Annotated in this window: 15 protein-coding genes; 9 read left to right on the forward strand and 6 right to left on the reverse strand. The window is 41.4% G+C overall.

Going from position 1 to position 15,425, the window contains the following annotated elements; all coding sequences use genetic code 11:
* Positions 1-23: 23 nt before the first annotated feature.
* Complete coding sequence (locus MTP09_RS00095) at positions 24-1,262, reverse strand: OmpP1/FadL family transporter (RefSeq protein ID WP_243549459.1); 1,239 nt, start codon at positions 1,260-1,262, stop codon at positions 24-26.
* Positions 1,263-1,640: 378 nt separating this feature from the next.
* Here MTP09_RS00095 and ricT point away from each other — a divergent pair, with 378 nt between their 5' ends.
* The 5 genes from ricT to MTP09_RS00120 all read left to right on the forward strand — a co-directional run bounded on the left by ricT (position 1,641) and on the right by MTP09_RS00120 (position 8,767).
* The gene (ricT, locus tag MTP09_RS00100; protein ID WP_243549461.1) at positions 1,641-2,996 is read left to right on the forward strand and encodes a PSP1 domain-containing protein; all 1,356 of its coding nucleotides are present in this window, start codon (positions 1,641-1,643) and stop codon (positions 2,994-2,996) included.
* Positions 2,989-3,453 (forward strand): gliding motility lipoprotein GldH, encoded by a 465-nt coding sequence (locus tag MTP09_RS00105; RefSeq protein WP_243549463.1) that lies wholly within the window; start codon positions 2,989-2,991, stop codon positions 3,451-3,453. The genes ricT and MTP09_RS00105 overlap by 8 nt, the downstream gene beginning before the upstream one ends.
* 8 nt (positions 3,454-3,461) lie before the next feature.
* Complete coding sequence (locus MTP09_RS00110; protein WP_243549465.1) at positions 3,462-5,846, forward strand: penicillin-binding protein 1A; 2,385 nt, start codon at positions 3,462-3,464, stop codon at positions 5,844-5,846.
* Positions 5,847-5,918: 72 nt separating this feature from the next.
* Entirely contained in the window at positions 5,919-7,463 is a 1,545-nt protein-coding gene (locus MTP09_RS00115) for a protein adenylyltransferase SelO (protein ID WP_243549467.1), read from the forward strand.
* A 95-nt stretch (positions 7,464-7,558) separates the two neighbouring features.
* Positions 7,559-8,767: a DUF6080 domain-containing protein gene (locus tag MTP09_RS00120; protein ID WP_243549469.1), complete on the forward strand. Its 1,209-nt coding sequence runs from the start codon at positions 7,559-7,561 to the stop codon at positions 8,765-8,767.
* A 33-nt stretch (positions 8,768-8,800) separates the two neighbouring features.
* Here the strand turns inward: MTP09_RS00120 and MTP09_RS00125 are convergent, their stop codons facing one another.
* The 5 genes from MTP09_RS00125 to MTP09_RS00145 form a co-directional block, all read right to left on the reverse strand.
* Complete coding sequence (locus tag MTP09_RS00125) at positions 8,801-9,136, reverse strand: hypothetical protein (protein ID WP_243549471.1); 336 nt, start codon at positions 9,134-9,136, stop codon at positions 8,801-8,803.
* A 160-nt stretch (positions 9,137-9,296) separates the two neighbouring features.
* A complete protein-coding gene (gene lepA / locus MTP09_RS00130) occupies positions 9,297-11,093 on the reverse strand; it encodes a translation elongation factor 4 (RefSeq protein ID WP_243549473.1) in 1,797 nt (598 codons plus the stop codon).
* 315 nt (positions 11,094-11,408) lie between these two features.
* Entirely contained in the window at positions 11,409-11,915 is a 507-nt protein-coding gene (locus MTP09_RS00135; protein WP_243549475.1) for a hypothetical protein, read from the reverse strand.
* 11 nt (positions 11,916-11,926) lie between these two features.
* Positions 11,927-12,490: a hypothetical protein gene (locus MTP09_RS00140; protein WP_243549477.1), complete on the reverse strand. Its 564-nt coding sequence runs from the start codon at positions 12,488-12,490 to the stop codon at positions 11,927-11,929.
* A gap of 25 nt (positions 12,491-12,515) precedes the next feature.
* Positions 12,516-13,067 (reverse strand): RNA polymerase sigma factor, encoded by a 552-nt coding sequence (locus MTP09_RS00145; RefSeq protein WP_243549479.1) that lies wholly within the window; start codon positions 13,065-13,067, stop codon positions 12,516-12,518.
* Positions 13,068-13,193: 126 nt separating this feature from the next.
* Here MTP09_RS00145 and MTP09_RS00150 point away from each other — a divergent pair, with 126 nt between their 5' ends.
* The 4 genes from MTP09_RS00150 (at position 13,194) to MTP09_RS00165 (ending at position 15,388) form a co-directional block, all read left to right on the forward strand.
* On the forward strand, positions 13,194-13,493 hold the full coding sequence (locus MTP09_RS00150) for a hypothetical protein (RefSeq protein WP_243549480.1): 300 nt from the start codon (positions 13,194-13,196) through the stop codon (positions 13,491-13,493).
* A gap of 71 nt (positions 13,494-13,564) precedes the next feature.
* Positions 13,565-14,317, forward strand: coding sequence for a Rossmann-like and DUF2520 domain-containing protein (locus tag MTP09_RS00155; protein WP_243549482.1), 753 nt, complete (start codon positions 13,565-13,567; stop codon positions 14,315-14,317).
* Entirely contained in the window at positions 14,307-14,825 is a 519-nt protein-coding gene (locus MTP09_RS00160; protein ID WP_243549484.1) for a KdsC family phosphatase, read from the forward strand. Before MTP09_RS00155 ends, MTP09_RS00160 begins: the two co-directional genes overlap by 11 nt.
* Before the next feature lie 5 nt (positions 14,826-14,830).
* Positions 14,831-15,388: a Maf family protein gene (locus tag MTP09_RS00165; RefSeq protein ID WP_243549486.1), complete on the forward strand. Its 558-nt coding sequence runs from the start codon at positions 14,831-14,833 to the stop codon at positions 15,386-15,388.
* Positions 15,389-15,425 lie beyond the last annotated feature (37 nt).

Raw genomic sequence — 15,425 nt, forward strand, 5'->3', positions numbered from 1 at the left:
ATTAAATGTAAATTGAATCTGTCTTAAAACGCGTTGTATGAAAGACCCAAACCAAAGTAAAGCGCTTTAGCTTTCGCCTGACCATAGAAATTGTAATACGCATTTTCTACATTTCTTGGTTTAGGGAACGCCATTCCTCCTGCAACATCAACTCCAAATCTTCCCATTTTATATCCAAGTCCCGCTGTTACAACACTTGAATTAAATGATGGAGTTTCTGGAATAAAATCAGCATCTGCATAAGGTGACTCGTCATAGTAATAACCCAATCTCGCAGCAAGATTTGGTAAAACCATATACTGGGTTCCGATTCTGTAGGTTTTAGTATCCTTAAAGTTTTTTGGAGTTACCATAATGGTTCTGTCCTGTTGATTACCCACTAATGCGTGGTCGAAATCCAGGGTAAGTTTGTCGTACTTGCTCCATCCGCTGTAATTGAAGTCAGCAGAAACGCTCCATTTCGGTGTTACTTTATAAGTTGCACCAACGGTGTACTCGTCAACCAAAGGAAGTGTTGCCTTGAAACCGTCAACTCCGCCGCTGTTTGCAGGAAGGCCGATTCCGGAGAAAAGAGCAGGAGAAACTTTGAACGTCGCTTTTCCTTTTGTTGCCTCCATATCTACTTTGGAACGGTATGCAATACTCAAATCCAATTTATCGATCGGTCGCAGGTAAACTCCTAATCCCCATCCGTTACCGTGGGCTTTGTCGTCGTGTAGGTTCAGGTTACCATCAAGTTGAGTAATGGCTTTGTCCCAGTCAACAAGTCCTTTAGCATAAATAAAGCTTGCTCCGATGGATGCCCAACTTGCAACTTTTACCGAGAACATTGGCTGGAAGTAGAAACCTTTAAGTTCCATTTTCTGAACCATTTCTTTTCCTGCCCAGTCATTTCCCCACTCAATCGTACTACCGAACGGCGTTGCAAAACTGAATCCCAAAGTAAGTGGTTCTACAGGTCGGTAAGTTACCGCCGCATAAATCGGTGTTCCCAGCGGGCTGTTCGTTTTTGCAGAATAAAGAGTGTTCAGGTTTTGGTATTCAACCTCTGATTTCGCACCAAATCCACCAGCTGCAAAACTGAATTTCTCTGGAATGAAGGAAATTCCCGCCGGATTGAAAAACGCAACACTTGCGTCTTCGGCATGCGCGCTTGTGTGAGCCATCGCCAACTGCTTAACCCCCTGCAATGAAACACGGAATCCTCCCGCATAAACCATCGCACCAGCTAAGAGCGCCATAGATACAATAATTTTTTTCATAAAGTTCATTATTAATGGTTTCAAATATAAAATTATTTTTCAAACATGTGTTAATAAATCTTAAATTTTTTCAAACAACTTATATTTAAGTCATAATGTTTAATTTTTAGGAACAACAAAACTTTTGATAAACTCCCAATTTTTCAAGAAATCTCACACCTTGTTTTGCAGTAACCTAAGAATTGTTTAAATCAAATTTATTCAGTAAAAATGGCTATTTATGTGCAACAGTCAATTGTATGATTAACATATGATTTAAATTTTCATTGAATAATTCGTAAATAATTTAACAAATCCAATTATTTTTGTAAAATCGGACTCTACTAATTTACTCAAAAAAATTTATACTAAATTTGCACGGATAATTATTATATAAATATGAGTTGTGGATGCAAAACATCCGGCGATTCTTCCCATTCTTGCGGAACAAAATCCGCAATTGGCTGTGAAAATGTAGATACCTGCGGAAATAGCTATAAATTAAGCGTTTTCGACTGGCTCTCGAACATCAATAATCCTTCTCAATCGAAATTCGATTTTGTGGAAGTAAGGTTCAAGAACGATCGGAAACTTTTTTATAAAAACGTGCACAATTTGCCGCTCCATATTGGGAGTGTAGTAACAGTAGAATCGAGTCCGGGTCACGATATAGGTGTGGTAAGTCTCACCGGAGAGCTGGTTAAAATTCAGATGAAAAAGAAAAGAGCTTCTGAAGAAAACCCTCTCAAAGTTTACCGAATCGCCAACCAAAAAGATGTCGAGGTTTGGCAACAGTCGAGAGCCAAGGAAGAATCCGTAAAAATTCAGGCAAGGAAAATTGCTTACGCACTGCACCTTGAAATGAAAATTACTGATGTAGAATTCCAGGGAGACGGACAGAAGGTAACTTTCTATTACACCGCTGATAATCGCGTGGATTTCAGACAGTTAATTAAAGAATACGCTGCAGCGTTCCGCACCAAAATCGACATGAAGCAGATCGGTTTCCGGCAGGAAGCGGCGAAAGTTGGAGGCATTGGTTCCTGTGGAAGAGAGCTGTGCTGTTCAACCTGGCTCACTGATTTCAGATCCGTAAACACCAATGCTGCACGTTATCAGCAACTAAGCATCAATCCGCAGAAATTGGCGGGACAATGCGGAAAACTGAAATGCTGCCTCAATTACGAACTCGACAGTTATCTGGACGCACTCAGCGACTTCCCATCATCATCAACTTCTTTAGACACTGAAAAAGGAAGGGCTTTCTGCATCAAAATCGACGTATTCAAAAAGAGAATGTGGTTCGCTTATGTGGACAATTCTTTGGCGTGGCATGACCTTGACGTACAGGAAGTTAAGCGACTTATCGCCCTTAACAAAAAAGGCGAAAAAGCTCCGCCGCTGGAAGATCTGAAAGTTCAGGATATCCCAACAAAATCGGTGGACCTTATCCAGGAAAGCAATATCGAAAGATTCGACCGCAGAAACCGAAATCAAGGCAAAAACCAGAATCGTAGAAAAAATCCGACTCAACAGTCGGGAGGAAACGAGCGGCCAAAACAGAAATCCCAAAGCGAGCGTCCTGCACAAAAGCCACAAGGTGAAAACAGAAAGCCACAGCAAAGAAATCAGGACAACCAGCAGGAAAGGAGAAATCCTAATGCAGAAAACCAGAACAAACCGAAAAATGCACAAAATCAGCAGCCGAAAAAAACAAAGAAAAAATTTCAGCCAAAACGTGACGACAATGCATAAGATTCTGGGAATGTTTTTCGTTATCAGCTTACTTTTCAGTTGCAGCAATGCTTCGGAAACAGTGTATATGAAAACCATTAACAACAGCTGGAACAAAAAAGAGGAACAAAAATTCGATTTTAAGATCACGGACTCCCAACATCCAAAAAACATTATATTTGTTGTAAGAAACAATAGCGATTATCCCTACAGCAACATCCGATTGATCGTGAATCTTTCGGATCTTCAAACAAAGAAAAAGACCGTTGACACGCTGAATTACATTATGGCAAAACCCAACGGGGAATGGCTGGGAAAAGGATTCGGAGACACGAAGGAGAGTTTGTTTCAGTATAAACTTAATTACAAATTCCCGAAAAACGGCGACTACTCCATCGGATTGATCCAGGCGATGCGTACCGACGATTTGAAAGGGATTGAAGATATTGGTGTAAAATTAGAAACGGCAAAACCGTAACGTCATTTATGGAAAACACTAAAAATCAGGAAAATAAACCGAAGCAGACCTTTCCGCTTCCGCCCAAGAAAGTAAAAAACCGTGGCTGGAAAAAATGGGTGAGATTTATTTGGTTGGCGCTCATCCTTGCAATCATCGGAATTGCGGGATTGTTTTTTGCGGTATCGCAAGGATTTCTTGGAACAATGCCCGATGTAAAGGAGCTTGAAAACCCGGATATTTACGTGGCATCCGAAATTTATTCTTCTGACGGAGTACTTTTAGGAAAATTCGAAAAAGAAAAAACACAGCCGGTTACCTACAAAGAACTTCCTCCCTATCTGATTTACGCGCTTCAGGCAAAAGAAGACGAGCGTTTCAAGGAGCACTCCGGAATTGATTTACAGTCCGTGGCGAGAGCCGTGGTTTTCGGTGGAAAGCGTGGTGGTGGATCAACCATTACTCAACAGCTCGCAAAACTTCTTTTCACCGGCACTGCTTCCCAAAACAAAGTACAGCGCTCCTTCCAAAAACTGAAAGAATGGGTCGTTGCGGTAAGTTTGGAAAAACGATATACCAAAGAAGAGATTATCACGCTTTATTTCAACAAGTTTGACTTTGTAAATAATGCTAACGGAATTGAAATGGCGTCTCGAATCTATTTCAACAAGAAAACCAATCAGCTCACTTTGCCGGAAGCCGCGACTTTCGTGGCAATGCTTGAAGCTCCCGTTGCAAATAACCCTCTGCGGAATCCCGACCGTGCAAAACGCAGAAGAGACGTTGTTTTGGATCAAATGCTGAAAACCGGATACCTTGATCAACAAACCTATCAGAAAGCTGTCGATACTCCGGTAACAGTAGATTTTCACCCTATCAAGACCATTGACGACGGCTATTCCGCCTACTACAAATTTTACCTGAGAAAAGAAATCGACAACTACCTGAAAGATTACGAAAAGAAAACTGGCAAGACTTTGAACCTGTTTAAAGACGGCCTAAAAATCTACGTAACCCTCGATTCAAAAATGCAGATTTACGCAGAAGAGGCGATCAAAGAACACTTAACGGATCTTCAAAAAAGATTTGATGCGGAACAACGCGGACGTAAACAAAGACCATTCTATTATTTGAATGACAAACAGATTAATGACGTGATGGTTCAGGCCATGAAGAGAACCGGAAGATACAAACAGCTGAAAAATGCAGGAGTTTCTGAGGATTCTATTATGCTCGATTTCAAAACTCCGATCAAAACTTCCCGATTCACATGGAACGGTGAGGAAGAAGTTGAAATGTCACCTTGGGATTCCATCCGTTATCACAAACAAATCGCACAAGCCGGTTTGATGTCGATGGTTCCGGGAACTGGTGAAATCAAAGCTTGGGTGGGAGGAATCAACTGGCAGCACTTCCAGTACGACCATATCAAACAAGGGAAAAGACAGGTAGGTTCTACCTTTAAGCCATTTGTTTACGCAACAGCAATCATGAAATTGGGAATGACGCCTTGTTCGACCGTTTCCAATGCGACATACAGAAAGGGAACTTGGACTGTAGAAGGTTCAGGAGGAAGCTTAACATTGCGCGACGCTTTGGCGCACTCGAAAAACCCGGTTGCAGTGAGATTGATCGAAATGACTACTCCGAAAAGCGTAATCCAAACTGCAAGAGATTTGGGAGTAACTGAAGAAATTCCAAATGAATATGCAGTGGCGCTCGGTTCGAGCGACATCACCATTTATGAAATGTTGGGTGCCTATTCCACTTTCGCCAATTACGGAAATTACGTGAAACCCGAAATGATTTGGCGTATTGAGGATGCCAACGGAAGGGTAATTAAGGAAGTAAAACCAGTAACGAAGGAGGTGATGAATGAATTGTATGCCTACACGATGATCGATCTGATGAAAGGCGTTGCAGCATTTGGAACCGCTTCAGGAGAATTAGGAAGAAGAGGGATTTCCAGCGCAGTTGAAATCGCAGGAAAAACTGGTACGACTCAGAACAATTCCGACGGTTGGTTTATGGGAATCGTGCCAAATCTCGCAACCGGAGTTTGGGTTGGCTGGGAAGACAGAGCGACCCACTTCTGGGGAACCGGTGAAGGACAGGGGGCGAAAATGGCATTGCCAATTTGGGCGATTTTTATGAAAAAAGTTTGGGCAGATAAAGAACTTGGAATTTCTGAAGAAGATAAATTCGTGAAACCCTCTAACTGGACAGGAAACTGTTCCGATTTACAGGGACTTGGTGGTTACGGTGACGAAGGCGGTTTGCAAACCATCGACGAAATCAGAAATCCGAAACCAGTCGAACCAACAGTCAATTCAGCACCAAAACCCGCTCCTAAAAAAGAGGAAAATGTGAATGAAAAAATCAATACCGGCGACGAAATTGATTTTAATAAATAACATCGATTACCGAAACTTAACAAAGTATCCTTTCAATTTCTGAAAGGATATTTTTTTTCCGAACTTTGAAAAATGAATCTCCACAAAATCACCCAACAATACCTCACCACTTTTCCAGGAGACTTTTCCGGAAATCCGATGCAGCGGCAAACTCCAAAGGTTTTGTTTGCCACAACCGAGATTGTCGGATTCCAAAATCCGGAAATAATCATCTTTAATGAAAAGCTTTCCGAGGAAATCGGTTTGGGGAAAATCGAGAGTGATGAAGATTTAAAATTCATTAATGCAGAAGCAATTCCGAAAAATATAAAAACTTACGCCACTGCTTATGCGGGACACCAGTTTGGAAATTGGGCAGGACAACTCGGTGACGGACGTGCAATTTTTGCAGGAGAAATTGAAAATACCGATGGAAAGAAAACCGAAATCCAGTGGAAAGGAGCGGGTGCAACTCCCTATTCACGACACGCCGATGGAAGAGCCGTTTTGCGTTCTTCGGTTCGCGAATACCTCATCAGTGAAGCAATCTATCATCTCGGGATTCCCACAACGAGGGCGTTGTCGCTTTCCTTAACCGGAGAATATGTGGTGCGTGACATTATGTATGATGGAAATCCCGCTTACGAAAAAGGTGCAGTAATGATGAGGACGGCAGAAAGTTTCCTTCGTTTCGGGCATTTCGAATTGTTGGCTGCGCAAAATGAAATTGACACTTTGAGACAGCTTACCGATTTTACCATCAAAAACTACTTCCCTGAAATTGATGGAGATTCTGAAGACAAATACCTTCTCTTATTTAAGGAAATTTCCAGGAGAACTGCTGATTTGATGGTGGAATGGTACCGTGTCGGTTTTGTGCACGGCGTGATGAACACCGATAATATGTCGGTTTTGGGATTGACGATCGATTATGGCCCTTTTTCTTTTGTCGATGAATATGACTTGAATTTCACTCCAAACACCACCGATTTGCCTGGAAGAAGATATGCTTTCGGAAACCAGGGAAAAATTGCGCAATGGAATCTTTGGCAATTGGCAAATGCGCTTTACCCTTTAATTAAAGACGAAAAGAAATTGGAAGAAATCCTCAACGAGTTTCCCGATTATTTCTGGAAAAAGCACGACGAAATGTGGGCGAAAAAACTGGGCTTCAGTGAAATTTTGGAGGGCGATGAAATTTTCTTTTCCGATATGCAAAAGGTTCTGGGGGATTTGAAAGCCGACCACACCTTGTTTTTCAACCGGTTGGAAGAATTGGAAAATAATGCTGATTTAAAAACTCTTTTCGGTGATATTTTTTACACAGATCCAAATGATAATCAATGGGTTTCCTTTGAGCAAATCATCAAAAAATACCTTACCCGATTGGAGAAAAACACGATTTCAAAAGCTGAATTCAGAAAATTAATGAGTGGAACCAATCCCAAATTCATCCTGAGAAACTACCTCCTTTTCGAATGTATCGAGGAGTTGAACAAAGGGAAAAAAGATCTTTTAAACAAAATTTTACTTGCCCTCGAAAATCCTTACGAAGAACTGTTTCCCGAATTTTCGCAGAAACGACCTTCGAAATATGATGGTCAAACCGGTTGTTCGATGCTTTCCTGCAGTTCTTAAAATCCTTATTTTTGCCGAAATTTATCATCTTGAATTTCAAACGAAAATCGACGGATTTCTTAAAGACCGTTTTTCCTTCCACTTTATTTGAATTAATGCTGTTCCTCGTATTCATCACTGTTTACGGGATTTTGGGAACCTATATCGCGCTGAATTACAGAATTATCTTTGACGATCGAATTCCATGGGATGCGTATTTTAGTTTCGATAACCGCGCGATCGTGATGACAGGTGGTGGTTTTGAGCGGCATCCGCTTGCAAACTATTTTTTCGACTGGATCCGTGAGTTGGCTTTGCTGATTTCAAGTGGTAAAAAAGATGAAACATTCCGCTTGGTTTTGGCGTGGTGCAGTAATTTGGCGGTAAGTTTGAGTTTAATTCAGATTTATAAATACCTGAAAAATATCGTCCAGCTTCCGAAAACGGTTTCGTTGCTGATCCTCACTTTTTTTGCTTTATTCACCACGACAATTCTTCTTTCATTTAGCCCGGAAACCTATACCTACACTTTGCTGTTTCTGGTTTTGTTTAATTATTACGCCGCCCTTAAACTCAAGAAAGAAGAGAAAATTTCGGGTGCAGCTTTGACTTTGGCGACGGTCTCCGTTGCAGGTTTGACCGTCACGAACGGCGTAAAGGTTTTCATTCCACTTCTTTTTGAGACCGGTCTCTTCAAGAGCTGGAAGAAGTTTGGGAGCGCGGTATTGCGGACAATTATTGCGGTTGGCGTTTTTGTTCTGCTGTTTCTTTACCGTCTGAATTTCAATTTTATGCGGTTCCTGTCAAAATCAGGGGAACAGTATGATAAGTTTTCGAAGCCGAAAGTGACGCCGCTTTGGGATATGGTTTACTCTTGGTTCTTCGGTGGGAATATGCTATTTCCGTCTTATGTAATCCGTGACTATCACAATAAAAAAGGGTTCCAGTACAAAGCACTTTTCATGGATGTGTACAGTTCCGCGTTTCCGTACATTTTTGTCGGAGCAGTTCTGGTATTGGTTTTCTGGAGTTATTTCAAAAATTTCAAGAATAAGTTGGTGCAGATTCTGATGATCTCGTTTTTGGTAGATATTGCGATTCACTGCATCCTGAAATTCGGGCTCCACACTTCCTATATTTACGGCGGCCATTTTATTTTCGTCGTTCCATTGATGATGGGTTGGCTTTTTTACGGCTACAGAAATTCCCCGAAAATGCTTTCATTTCTAATGGTGAGCGTTTCGGTTTTGCTGTTCTATTTGGGAATGAACAATATAATGAGATTGGAGGAATTCTTTGTTTTTCTCGAGAAATATTACCGATAAAAGATAAACGCGCCTCTTAGCGCGTTCTTACAATTATTTTTTCTGACCATCTTTCTTTGTGCCTTCTGAGGATTGGCTTAAAGCATTTCTTCCGTCCATTTCTCCCCTTTTATAGCCTGCAGAATATTCTTTTTTTACTTGCAATTCGTCGAGGTTGGTAAGCGTTTCGCCCCTTCTTTCATAACTTAAAAATTTGGTGTCCGTACTCAAATTGGTTGCACTCCAATTCAAATTTGTCGGAATGGATGTTGGTTTGGTTTTAGTCACTGAATAATATCCTTGCACATAACCTTCATCAAAACCACCCATAGTTTGGCTGAAAATAATACCAGAGATGAGAAAAGATCCTAATAGCAATACTTTTTTCATGATTCGAAGTTTAAAGTAAGATTGATACTCATTGAAAATCAGCTCGGTGTGAATCCGATATTCAAATATATTAAAATAATCTCAATAAAATGTATTGAAAAGAAAATCCCGAAAAATTTCGGGAAAATACTTATTATCTGACAAAAGCGATATCTGATATCTAATCATTCAACTTCAGCACCGCCATAAATGCAGATTGTGGAACCTCTACTCTACCGATTTGTTTCATTTTTTTCTTACCTTCTTTCTGCTTTTCGAGGAGTTTTCGTTTACGGGAAATATCACCTCCGTAACATTTTGCGGTAACGTCTTTTCTTAGCGCTTTAATGGTTTCCCTTGCAATAACCTTCGTTCCTAAAGCTGCCTGAACCGCAATGTCGAACTGCTGTCTCGGAATCAGCTCGCGAAGTTTTTCACACATCCTTTTACCAATGTAGTAAGCGTTGCTATCGTGGATTAATGACGAAAGCGCATCGACCATATCACCGTTAATGAGGATGTCCATCTTCACCAGTTTTGAGGCACGGAATCCGATTGGGTGATAATCGAAAGAGGCATAACCTTTAGAAATTGATTTCAAACGGTCGTAAAAATCAAAAACAACTTCGGATAAAGGCATATTGAAAACCAGTTCCACCCGATCTGAAGTCAGATAACTTTGGTTTACAATTTCGCCACGTTTCTCGATACACAAAGTCATCACAGGTCCCACAAAATCAGATTTGGTGATGATCGACGCTTTGATGAAAGGTTCCTCTACCCGATCCATCGTCGTGGGATCCATCATTTCGGAAGGATTGTTAATGAGAATCGGCGTTTCGGGATCTTTTTTGGAATATCCATGGTAAGAAACGTTGGGAACAGTGGTAATCACGTTCATGTCGAATTCGCGGTCGAGACGTTCCTGCACAATCTCCATGTGGAGCATTCCGAGGAATCCGCAACGGAAACCAAATCCCAATGCGGCAGAACTTTCCGGTTCGAAAACCAATGACGCGTCATTCAGACGAAGTTTCTCCAGGGAAACCCGTAGTTCCTCAAAATCCTCAGATTCAATCGGATAGATTCCCGCAAAAACCATCGGCTTCACTTCTTCAAATCCTTCAATCGGTGATTTTGCCGGATTTTCAACAGCGGTAATTGTGTCGCCCACTTTTACTTCTCTTGCGTCTTTAATTCCTGAAATTATGTAGCCAACATCGCCAGTTTTGATCTCGGATTTCGGTTGTTGTTTAAGTTTTAAAGTCCCTACTTCATCGGCTTCATAAACTTTGTCGGTCGCCATAAACTTTACTTTCTGGCCTTTCCTGATTTTTCCGTTTACCACTTTGAAATATGCTTCAATTCCACGGAACGGGTTATACACCGAGTCGAAAATCAATGCCTGAAGCGGCTCATCTTCATCACCTGCAGGAGCCGGGATTCTCTTCACGATTTCTTCCAAAAGGTGGTGAACTCCTTCACCGGTTTTTCCTGAAACGCGTAGAACGTCCTCTGGTTTGCAACCGAGCAGATTGACGATCTCGTCGGTTACTTCTTCCGGATTTGCAGAAGGTAGGTCGATTTTATTTAGGATTGGAATAATTTCCAAATCGTTTTCTAAAGCAAGGTAAAGGTTGCTGATCGTTTGTGCCTGAATGCTTTGCGCGGCGTCCACAATCAGGAGTGCGCCTTCGCAAGCGGCGATGGAGCGGGAAACTTCGTAGGAAAAGTCCACGTGTCCCGGTGTGTCGATCAGGTTCAGGATATATTTTTCGCCGTTCAGTTCGTAATCCATCTGAATGGCGTGGGATTTTATGGTGATTCCGCGTTCCTTTTCCAGATCCATATCGTCCAGAGTTTGAGACTGCAACTCTCTCTGTGTCACGGTATTGGTGTATTCCAAGAGCCGATCCGCCAGAGTTGATTTACCGTGGTCGATATGTGCGATGATGCAGAAGTTTCGTATGTTTTTCATTCAGTTTTTTGATAGTTTGCAAATTTAAACTTTTTTGATGGATTTTTAGGAAATACGAGAAGGTGCTTTTAGTCGCAAATTTTGATAAGAACAACTGTTGCCGCGATAGGGATTGAAGTGGAAATCCTTTTTTTCGGTGGTGGAATGTGCGATGGCGGAAAAAAGATTGGAACAAAAAGCCCGACCCGAGCGGAGGAAACCTTATAGGTTGGTCAAACCTATAAGGTTTTGCGGTGGAGAGGGGATCGCCCAAAAAAAGAACGACCTCCACAAAAAGTTCTGTAGAGGTCGCTCAAACATTAAAAAAATAAACTATTATGGTCGCCTGCTCTGCGAACGTCGAGGTCCGTCTTCTTTTCTGTCTAAAATTTTGTTGCGCATCTTTCCTTCGGTTTGGTACATCTGCAGTACTTGCTGCGGTTTGATGACTTTCAGGAATTTCTGTGCGTATGCTTTTCTGTTGTCGAGGAGTTGCTGGCCGACTTCGAAACTTTGGTTCAGTTGTCGTTTTGCCTCCTCGTCGCTCATATTTTCGTAGTCCTCGCTTGGCGTGAATTTATTTTTTATCTCGTTTTGCTTCTCCTGATACTCCTCGTACAGCGACTTGAATTCCGGCTGACTCGTCTGCGGAACATCAAGCTCCGAAACGACCATATTTTGGCGGAACTGTTTCAGCAGCGACATTCTTTCCTGCGGACTCATTTTCTGGATGATTTCTTTTCTTTGATCGGGCTTCATTGTTTTCCAGTCGTATTTCTGTTCCTGTGCGAAAGTGTTTTGGGCTGCAAAAACCGCGATCAGAATTACTGCAATCTTTTTCATACTCTGTTATCTTAGTTGTACAAATCCAGGTAAATGTCCTGCTCTACGTTCTTTCCTAAATCCGCGAGTTCGGCGGAGGTGAAGTTGGCCAGAATCTGATCCACTTGGTTTTCAGGGTTTGTTTTCTGAACGGTGGTGATATTCTGTGTTGCAGGTTTTTCAACTGTCCTCGCTGCAAAGGTTATCGGTTTTGTTACTTTTTGATTGACCGGAGTTACAGAAGTTAAATCTTCTTCCAAAGTTTTCAAAGCAACTGCTTCTTCTGATGGCTTATCTTCTGTTAAAGTGGTTGTTACAAGGTCGATGTTGTTGCTCACGATTGCACTGTCTGCAATGAAAGTGTTTTTGTTAGTCTTGTTCTGATTCACAAAAAATGTAATCCCGAAAAACATCGTGATCGCCGCAGCAGCCGCATAAACCCAGTTCATCTTCACAACCCGCCCTTCTTTTTTAGCTTCTATATGCGGAATTGGCTGCACTTCCTGCAGGACTTTCTGCTGCATCTTTTCAAAAAATCCATCTGGAGTTTTGTAGATGTTTTTGCGCTCTAATTTTTCTATATCTAAATTCTTCATCTTAGCTTAATTATTTTGAGAAGTCCTATTGATTATAATTCTGTTTAATATAGTCCTCCACTTTTTGTTTGGCGTAATGGTAATTCGTTTTTAAGGTTCCGACCGACATATCCAAAATTTTGGAAATTTCTTCATACGGCAAGTCTTCGTAATACCTCATCGTAAAAACCAGTTTCTGTTTTTCAGGCAATGTGTGAATCGCTTTCTGCAGCAAGGTTTGGATCTCGTCCGCATCGGATTCCACATTTTCCGCGACCAGATTCTGGAGGTGGTACTCCGCATCTTCCTCGGTTTTCTGCATTCGCTTCAGTTTGTTGAGCTGTTGTAGGGATTCGTTCGTCGCAATCCTGTATAACCAGGTGTATAACTGGCTGTCCTGCTTGAACTGGTGAAAGTTCTGGTACGCCTTGATAAACGTGTCCTGCAGAACATCCTGTGCCAAATCGTGGTCCACAATCAAACGCCGAATATGCCAATACAATCTGCTCTGATAAGCATCCATCATCAGGCGCACTCCCCTGTCACGGGTTTTGTCGCTCGACATCAGCTCGATAATTTCAGCTTCCTTAATCTTCATTGAGATGCTCGTTGTTTGGATGGTAAATTTAATTAAAAGTTAAAAACAAAACCACTTTATTTGATTTCAATTAAAATTCGCGTGATCTGTGGTTAGAAAATTGCTGCTTTTCTATAAACATTAGGTATGAAAAAAGCAGTTTTTCTTATTTTTTTAATGTTACTAAGTTCGTGTTACACGTACAAAAGTGTTGCCAATGACGAGTTTCGATCCGAGCAGGAATATCGTCTAATCTTTAACTATGGTACGAAAAGAACTGTGACCCAACTTTCTGACAAGGGCGAAAGTTTCACGTACGTGTACAGGAAGCAGGAGTTTGAAACTCCCCAGAATCAAGTAAGTGCGGTTTCTGAAAAGAAATTTTCTACTGTGGATACCATAATACTTTCTGTAGAGCAACCGCCGCAGGAATTGTGCTTTTTGTGATCGCAACGCATGGAATGCTCCAGGGAATTAATTAGCCGGTCGTTATTTCGCTGTTTTCTTATCTTTGTTAAATGAAAATCGTCATCATCGGTTCCGGAAATGTTGCGTATCATCTTTCGAAGGCATTCGATGCGGAAAAAATAGAAATATCGCAAGTTTTTGGGAGAAACGAAAAAGCACTTGAAGCCATTTCTTCAGAACTCGGCATTCCGTTTTCAACTTCAGAACTGCAGGACGCGGATTTTTATCTGATCTGCGTAAACGACGATTCCGTCAGGGAAGTTTCAAAACTTATTACTAAAAAAAACTGTCTCGTCGCGCATACTTCGGGTTCTCTTCCGAAGGAAATTCTTGAAGGAAATTACAGAAAGGCAAGCTTCTATCCGTTACAGACTTTTTCCAAAACCAAGAGATTGGATTACGGAAAGATTCCTTTTTTTGTGGAAGCAGAAAATCAGGAAGATGAAATCTTGCTGAAAAACTTCGCCGAGAAAATTTCAGAAAATGTAATGGTTTCCAATTATGAGAAGAGAAAATACATTCACCTCACCGCGGTTTTTTCCTGTAATTTCGTGAACCATCTTTTTTCGAGAGCTAAAGAAATTTCTGACGCGCAGGAAATTCCCTTCCATTATTTTTTGCCTTTGATTGAGGAAACGGTGGAGAAAATCCACAACATTGAACCAAAACTGGCGCAAACCGGACCCGCCGTGAGAAACGACACCCGAATTCTGGAAATCCACGAAAAGCTGATCAACGACGATGAGCAGCTGAAAATCTACAAAACCATCAACGAATCGATAAAGAAAATGTATGAGCTATAAATCAAGACTGAAAGAAATAAAAGCGTTCGTTTTCGATGTGGACGGCGTTTTCACCGACGGTAGCGTTTACTTGATGCCCGACAAAAGCATGTGTCGCGTAATGAACGTTCTCGATGGTTACGCGGTGGTGAAAGCCATTAAAGAAAATTACAAAATCTGCGTCATCACCGGTGGCGACGATCCGATGGTGAGAAACCGAATTAATTATCTGGGAATTACCGACTATTACGCAAAAATTTCGGACAAGCTGGAAAAGTTCGAAGAATTCAAAAAGAAATACGATTTGAAAAACGAAGATATCCTCACGATGGGAGACGATTTGCCCGATATTGAGATGATGCTGGTTTCGGGCATTTCGGCGTGTCCTGAAAATTCTGTTCCCGAAGTGAAGCAGATTTCCAACTATATTTCTCCGATTCAGGGCGGAAAAGGAGCGGTTCGCGATGTGATCGAACAGGTGATGAAGGTTCAGGGAAAATGGATTCTGGATCATACGAAAAGCGTTTAGCAAAAATGAAACTTCTCTTAGCATCCAACTCACCGCGCAGAAAGGAACTGCTGCAAAACCTGGGTTTCAGTTTCGAAGTCGTTTCTGTTGACTGCGACGAGCACTATCCACAAAACCTGCCCGTGGAAGAAATTGCGGGTTACCTCTCAGAACTGAAATCGACTGCTTTTAGAAAACTTGAAAAAGGCGAGCTCTTAATCACAGCCGATACGGTTGTCGTTTTGGAAAATGAAGTGTTGGGAAAACCAAAAGACGAAAACGAAGCTCGAGAAATGCTCCATAAACTTTCGGGTAAAATTCATCAGGTTTATACTGGAATTACCCTGAAATCTTTAGAAAAAACCATAACCAAAACCGATGTCGCCAATGTTGAATTCGACACCATAACCGATTCAGAATCTGATTTTTATCTCAAAAATTTCCAGCCGTTTGATAAAGCCGGAAGCTACGGAATCCAGGAATGGTTGGGCATGGCGAAAATCAAGAAAATCGAGGGAAGCTTTTACACGATTATGGGACTTCCGACGCATTTGCTTTATTCGATTTTAAAAGATTTCGAATAAGCGGTAATCAAAATTAAAAAATCATTATTTTTACAAA

The sequence above is a fragment of the Chryseobacterium suipulveris genome (assembly GCF_022811685.1).
GTDB classification, from domain to species: Bacteria; Bacteroidota; Bacteroidia; order Flavobacteriales; family Weeksellaceae; genus Kaistella; species Kaistella suipulveris.